Here is a 5,234-nt window from a genome sequence, read left to right as displayed (position 1 = left end):
GCCTCAATCTTCCCCTGCCAATGCCGCTCCCTCGCCTCACGCTTATTGATGTCTGCCATTCATCACCTCCTGGTTATGGCAGATCTTTTATATCATTTCCTTACCGCTTGTAAGATGGACTTGCTTGATCGCTTACCTTGGATAAATTTCTGAGGTGTTTTTAGACGTTCACTTAAGAGTTTGGTGATAGGGTGAAGAACGAGAGATTCCATTTTGATAGAATAATCTACAATTTTTTATAGGTCAATCTATAATTTTTTGTAGCTTAAGCTATTAGCTTTCTATTTCAATTTAAAGGCCCATAGCGAAAGTGTCTGCCTTTGCGATAAATTTTTAACAATCCTTGTTGGATGAGATCTTGGATATCCATACGTGCCATACGTTCTCCAATTTGAAAACGCCGAGCGTAATCTGCTGTTGAAAGAGGGAAAAGCTCTTTTTTTAAATTGAGAAAAGCCATTTGTCGTTCGTTAAGACGTGATTTTTCTTTGGGCTCCTTTCCTCTTGTAAGAGTGGCAATAAAGAAGGGACCTTCTTCAGATAGGGTTAGAGGGGGAAGACCTTCTTGTTGAAGGATTTGCCTGACGCGAAGCAAACCCGTCCCTGCACGTTCGATATAACGGGCACGGTAAAATAAATCTGCAATCAGGGGGTTTCGCCTAAAACTCCTTCCATAGATCTGTGAGAAAGAAAGAGAAGGGTTCAGAGTACCTGGATTCGAAAATTCGAGATAGGAGGGGAAAATTTTTACAACAACATCTGCAGAACGTTCGAAGTAATCCCGATGAATAATTGCATTAACCAAAAGTTCTCGCAGGACGGGTTCCGGAAATTCAAGTTGCTCTTCTCTCAACAGTCCCTTGATTCTGGGTGGGCAGAGAAGTTCCGATTTAAGAAAGTCAAAGGCTTCCTCGACTTGCTGAAACAGAGTACCTTTCAAGATTTTTTGCTCTTGAATGTCTGCAGGATCACTCAAACGTAAAAGTGTAAGCGTGGCCTGTGGGAAGATTTTTTGAGGATCTTTTCCAAACAAGAGGATGGCCCCAAAAGTAAGACAGGGTCTTCTCTGCTGCATTTTAAGACATCCAAGATTTTCGAGTAATTGGAGATTGTCGATTTCTGCTTCCAGTCCTGCTTTTTTTCGAAAGAGTTCCACTTGCCTGATATTTAAAAAATCTCTCGCATCGGCTTCAACATAAAGTTGTTGATCAAAATAAATTCGATTTTCCTTAATGGCAAATGCTAAGATTTCTTCCCGAGATAATTTTTGGGAGATGGCTCCTACACGCAGATAAAATCCTCCAGGTGCGCGAACAGGTTTGTTTTCGCTTTCTTTAACTCGAATTTGAATAAGTGGGCCGAAGGGTTGAACCAAAATCTCTTGGGGAGGATCTAAATTTCGCGCCATCGATTGAAGCTGGGCTCGTAGACGATTGCTCAGTTTGATAGGTTTGAGGTTTCCTTGATCCGTAATCCCCAAGTAGAGACTTCCACCACTGCCATTGGCAAAAGCGCAGATGTCACGTTCGAGATCATTGGGAGCCTCCTTAAATTCAATAAGGTAGCCTTCTCCTTCTTCAACCAAAGCCTTTATTCTTTCCTGTAAACGCATACCGGCAATATAGAGGAAATAGAGGAAATAATAAAGAAATATTTTTTCCTCTATTGTTGCCTTAAAGTTTTGACGGATCGACCGGTTGATTTTTAGTATAGGCTGAACAATTGCCGAACATTCCACACATCTATTCAAAATTACAGCAGAAATTGCACAACAACAACAACAACAACAACGATAAACCCCCTAGACTAAAACTTGTTTAGGAGGACTTATGGCAGAGCCGACGAAATTTAAGGCTGGAGACACAGCTCGTATTGAGTTCACTAATTCTTTGGGAGAACTAGAAATTGTTGCAGGAACAATTGTTGAGAAACAGGGTTGTGAGAAGGACCCCAATAACAAGGGTCTTGCTTGGAAATCCAATTATAAGGGTTCGTCACCTGTCTGTGTCGGGCCTGATGGAATCACAGCGCAAGCCCTGACTAAGGTTGTTGAAGGAACGAAATAATCTTAGAGCACTTCGCCCATTGGGTCAGTATTAGCTGAGGTTTTGGTAGTAGCTGGGGTAGAGGGGGTGACTTTTTGTCCGCCCAAGATTTGATCAATCCTCACGATTCGTTGTCGTGAATCATTGGCTTCTGGGCTGCCCGGAAAACTCGACATCACTTTTTGGAAGAAAAGTTTGGCCTCGGGGTAAGATTTAATATTCAAGAAGGCTACGCCTTGACGATAAATGGCAGTTTTGGTTTTTGCATGAGTAGGGTTGGCTTCGGCAAACTTTTGATATTCTGAAATTGCCTTCACAAAATCATTTAAAGAAAAATAACCTTCGGCGATCCAATATTGAGCTTCTTGGGCATAGGCCGTGTTGGGGTATTTTTGCGCAAAACCCATTAAACCACTAATGGCCTCGCGATAATTAGCTTGCCCAAAAAGGGCCAACAATTGGTTGTATTCTTGAATGGCGCTAGGGGGTGTTGAAGAAGTGCTGGTAGAAGGCACGTTGGTCTTTTTAAAATCGGAGAATAGGGTGTGGAGTTGGCTTATTTTATTTTCGAGGGCTAAAATTCGATTTTCCAATTCTTTATAAGTGCTATCTTTTTCAACTTTGTTCATGCCGGCTGTTTCCATCTGCCCTTTGATGAGTTGAAGCTCTTGGCGCATTTCATTGATCGAATTGATGACATTGGCATAGTTTTGATTACTGGCGCGCAAGGTTTCAATCTGGGCCTTGAGGGCGTCGATCTCTTCCCGATATCCAGCGTGGGCTGCATTCCCAAAGTTCGAAGCAATTAAAAATGTCCATAACAAAGAAAAAAATGTGAGTCTCAAGATTTTCATATTTACTCCTTAGATGAGCTTTTTAAAAAGTCCGTCCAAATAAAAAACCACAGTTGGGTCCAGACCTACTCAGGACGCTATTAGACCCAACTGTGGTTAAAATTTCTAGCCAAAAAATTTACTTTTTAACGATCGTCTCACCACGACGATTTTCGGCCCAAGCAGATTCGTTCTCTGCAGGGTTAACCGGTCGTTCTTCGCCATAGCTTATAGTATTAATGCGGGTCCCTGGGACACCAAGATTGATGTAATAATTCTTAGTAGAAATCGCTCGGCGTTCACCCAAGGCCAAGTTATATTCGTTGGTGCCGCGATTGTCACAATGGCCTTCCACCACTACCGTTCCTTTGGTGTTAGCCGATAACCAACTGGCATTTTCTTGCAAAGTACCAACGGCATCCGAACGGATGTTTGACCTATCAAAATCGAAATGAATGGTCGCTAATTGTTTAATAATACCACTACCATCGCTTAAATCAGCGCCTTTTTTTCGACAACCCGTGCCTACACTTAAGATTAGAAACGAGATTAAGACTGTTAGCCCAAAACCTTTTATTAATTTCATGGGAAGCCCTCCTTAAAAGCCTAAAATTATTACAGAAAGGCCAATTATAAAGCGAACGACAGAATGGTCAAGCAAATTAGTAGGTATTAGATTTTATGGGTGGTATAATCAAAAACCTAAAATGGTTAAGAAACCGACCCGATTAAGGGTATCTTTACTACAGTTTTCTTCTTCCCAGGGGCAGCCCCTTCTGACCTTAAATAAGGTGCACCGGCTGGTAAAACATCTGGATTATAGGGCCGACCTCCTGGTGACCCCAGAAATGTGGCCCACAGGCTTTATTTTAGGAGAAAAACAGCGTCTTCAGCGAGAAAATGATTTATGTTTAGACTATTTCAAGGGTTTAGCGGTGGAACGCAAGGTTTATATCATAAGTTCCATGTTAGAGAGCTATGGTGGCCAATATTTTAACAGTGCGTTCTTGATTAACCCTCTTGGGAAAATTCAAAAGAAGTATCGGAAAATTCATTTATTTAAATTAAGCCAAGAACACAGAAAATTTAATCCGGGCAATGAAGTTGTGGTAACTGAAGTAAAGGGCGTCTCTTTGGGGGTCGCTATTTGTTATGATCTCCGCTTCCCTGAAGTTTTCAGAAAAATGTTAAAGTGGAATGTAGAGGTTATCGCTATCCCAGCTGCATGGCCTAAGCCAAGGCTTGATCATTTTAATACTTTACTTAAAGCCCGGGCTATTGAAAATCAGTCTTACGTTTTGGGGGTAAATAAAGTGGGCCAAAGTTTGCACGGAGAAATCTATGCTGGTAATTCAAGTGTCTACGATCCTTGGGGGGTCTGTTTAGGAAAGTTGGGGACTGGCCTTGAGGTTTTAAATTGTGAATTGAATTTGAACAGGCTACGAAAAATCCGGGAAGAGTTTCCTGCCTTGAAGGATCGAAGGTTATGGTAGAAAAAAAACAACCGGTTCTACATATTTTTGCGAAAGTAGGTCTTAACCAGAATTTAATTCAACTTGCTTTAGGTAAGTTAGGTGCGACGTTCATTTTCTATCCTGAATTCACTGAAAGTTTGTCTAAAAAGGCTGGCTCATCCGACGTTATTATCTTAGATGATTCTATTCCAAAATTTCCTACTGCCTTACTCAAGAGTCAGGTTTGTATTTTTTTATTAAGTCAGTCATCTAACTCGCCTGCTCTTGCAGGTAATCAACAAAACATTATCCTTCATAAACCCTTTAGCCCAGGGGAATTGAGAGGGGTATTGCAAAAGCTGGGGGTTTCATTTCATGTGTGCTAGGCCCAAAAAAGAAAAGCGTTTATTTCCACGTAAACCCATTCGTACTCAGGTTGTTTTTGAAAACGAAGATAGTGAGGGTGTACTTTACTTTTTTTCCACGGATATAAGCCTCGGGGGTATTTTCATAGAAAGCGACATTCCCATTAAGGTGGGTACGCAGGTATTTTTAAGATTTAGTGTCGATGAAAAATCAAGACCTATTCAAGCCACCGGTGAAGTGGTGAGGGTGATGCGCGATTCGAGCGAGTTAAGTGCGCAAAAGAAAATAGGGATAGGGATTCGGTTCCTCTACTTACATCCCCTCGACAAAGAAACCATCGAAAATTTCTTAGCCATATAGTCGACCCCGAGATAGACACTGTGTTGGCACAGCCGGCGCTCCATCGGCGACCCTCATATGGATGACCTCTTGGTCAAGGCTAAAGTGATCGTGCCTAGGGGTTGAGATTTGGACCTCAGAGCCTCGAGAACTTTTCAACCTCATATTCGCGTGCTGGTTAACGCATTAAGTTGAAT

7 protein-coding genes are annotated in these 5,234 nt (G+C 41.8%); 4 read left to right on the top strand and 3 right to left on the bottom strand.

Annotated features, from left to right (window positions below):
- Positions 1 to 286: 286 nt before the first annotated feature.
- Complete coding sequence (locus HYU97_04910) at positions 287 to 1,612, bottom strand: putative DNA binding domain-containing protein (GenBank protein ID MBI2336084.1); 1,326 nt, start codon at positions 1,610 to 1,612, stop codon at positions 287 to 289.
- A gap of 217 nt (positions 1,613 to 1,829) precedes the next feature.
- Here HYU97_04910 and HYU97_04905 point away from each other — a divergent pair, with 217 nt between their 5' ends.
- Positions 1,830 to 2,066: a hypothetical protein gene (locus HYU97_04905; GenBank protein MBI2336083.1), complete on the top strand. Its 237-nt coding sequence runs from the start codon at positions 1,830 to 1,832 to the stop codon at positions 2,064 to 2,066.
- Positions 2,067 to 2,068: 2 nt separating this feature from the next.
- Here the strand turns inward: HYU97_04905 and bamD are convergent, their stop codons facing one another.
- Positions 2,069 to 2,899 (bottom strand): outer membrane protein assembly factor BamD, encoded by an 831-nt coding sequence (gene bamD / locus HYU97_04900; GenBank protein MBI2336082.1) that lies wholly within the window; start codon positions 2,897 to 2,899, stop codon positions 2,069 to 2,071.
- A 118-nt stretch (positions 2,900 to 3,017) separates the two neighbouring features.
- Positions 3,018 to 3,464 (bottom strand): peptidoglycan-associated lipoprotein Pal, encoded by a 447-nt coding sequence (gene pal, locus HYU97_04895; GenBank protein MBI2336081.1) that lies wholly within the window; start codon positions 3,462 to 3,464, stop codon positions 3,018 to 3,020.
- 121 nt (positions 3,465 to 3,585) lie between these two features.
- Here pal and HYU97_04890 point away from each other — a divergent pair, with 121 nt between their 5' ends.
- From HYU97_04890 to HYU97_04880, 3 genes are read left to right on the top strand one after another with little or no spacing between them, the layout of a single operon-like run.
- Positions 3,586 to 4,371, top strand: a complete 786-nt coding sequence (locus HYU97_04890) for a hypothetical protein (GenBank protein ID MBI2336080.1) — start codon at positions 3,586 to 3,588, stop codon at positions 4,369 to 4,371.
- Positions 4,365 to 4,718 carry a hypothetical protein gene (locus HYU97_04885; protein ID MBI2336079.1) on the top strand — a complete coding sequence of 118 codons (354 nt, stop codon included), beginning with the start codon at positions 4,365 to 4,367 and terminating at the stop codon, positions 4,716 to 4,718. The genes HYU97_04890 and HYU97_04885 overlap by 7 nt, the downstream gene beginning before the upstream one ends.
- Positions 4,708 to 5,058 (top strand): PilZ domain-containing protein, encoded by a 351-nt coding sequence (locus HYU97_04880; protein MBI2336078.1) that lies wholly within the window; start codon positions 4,708 to 4,710, stop codon positions 5,056 to 5,058. Before HYU97_04885 ends, HYU97_04880 begins: the two co-directional genes overlap by 11 nt.
- The last annotated feature ends 176 nt before the right edge of the window (positions 5,059 to 5,234 follow it).

Source organism: Deltaproteobacteria bacterium (assembly GCA_016183235.1).
Classification (GTDB): domain Bacteria; phylum UBA10199; class UBA10199; order DSSB01; family JACPFA01; genus JACPFA01.
Note: the sequence above shows the minus strand (reverse complement) of the source record. Positions and strands in the feature narration are given on the sequence as shown.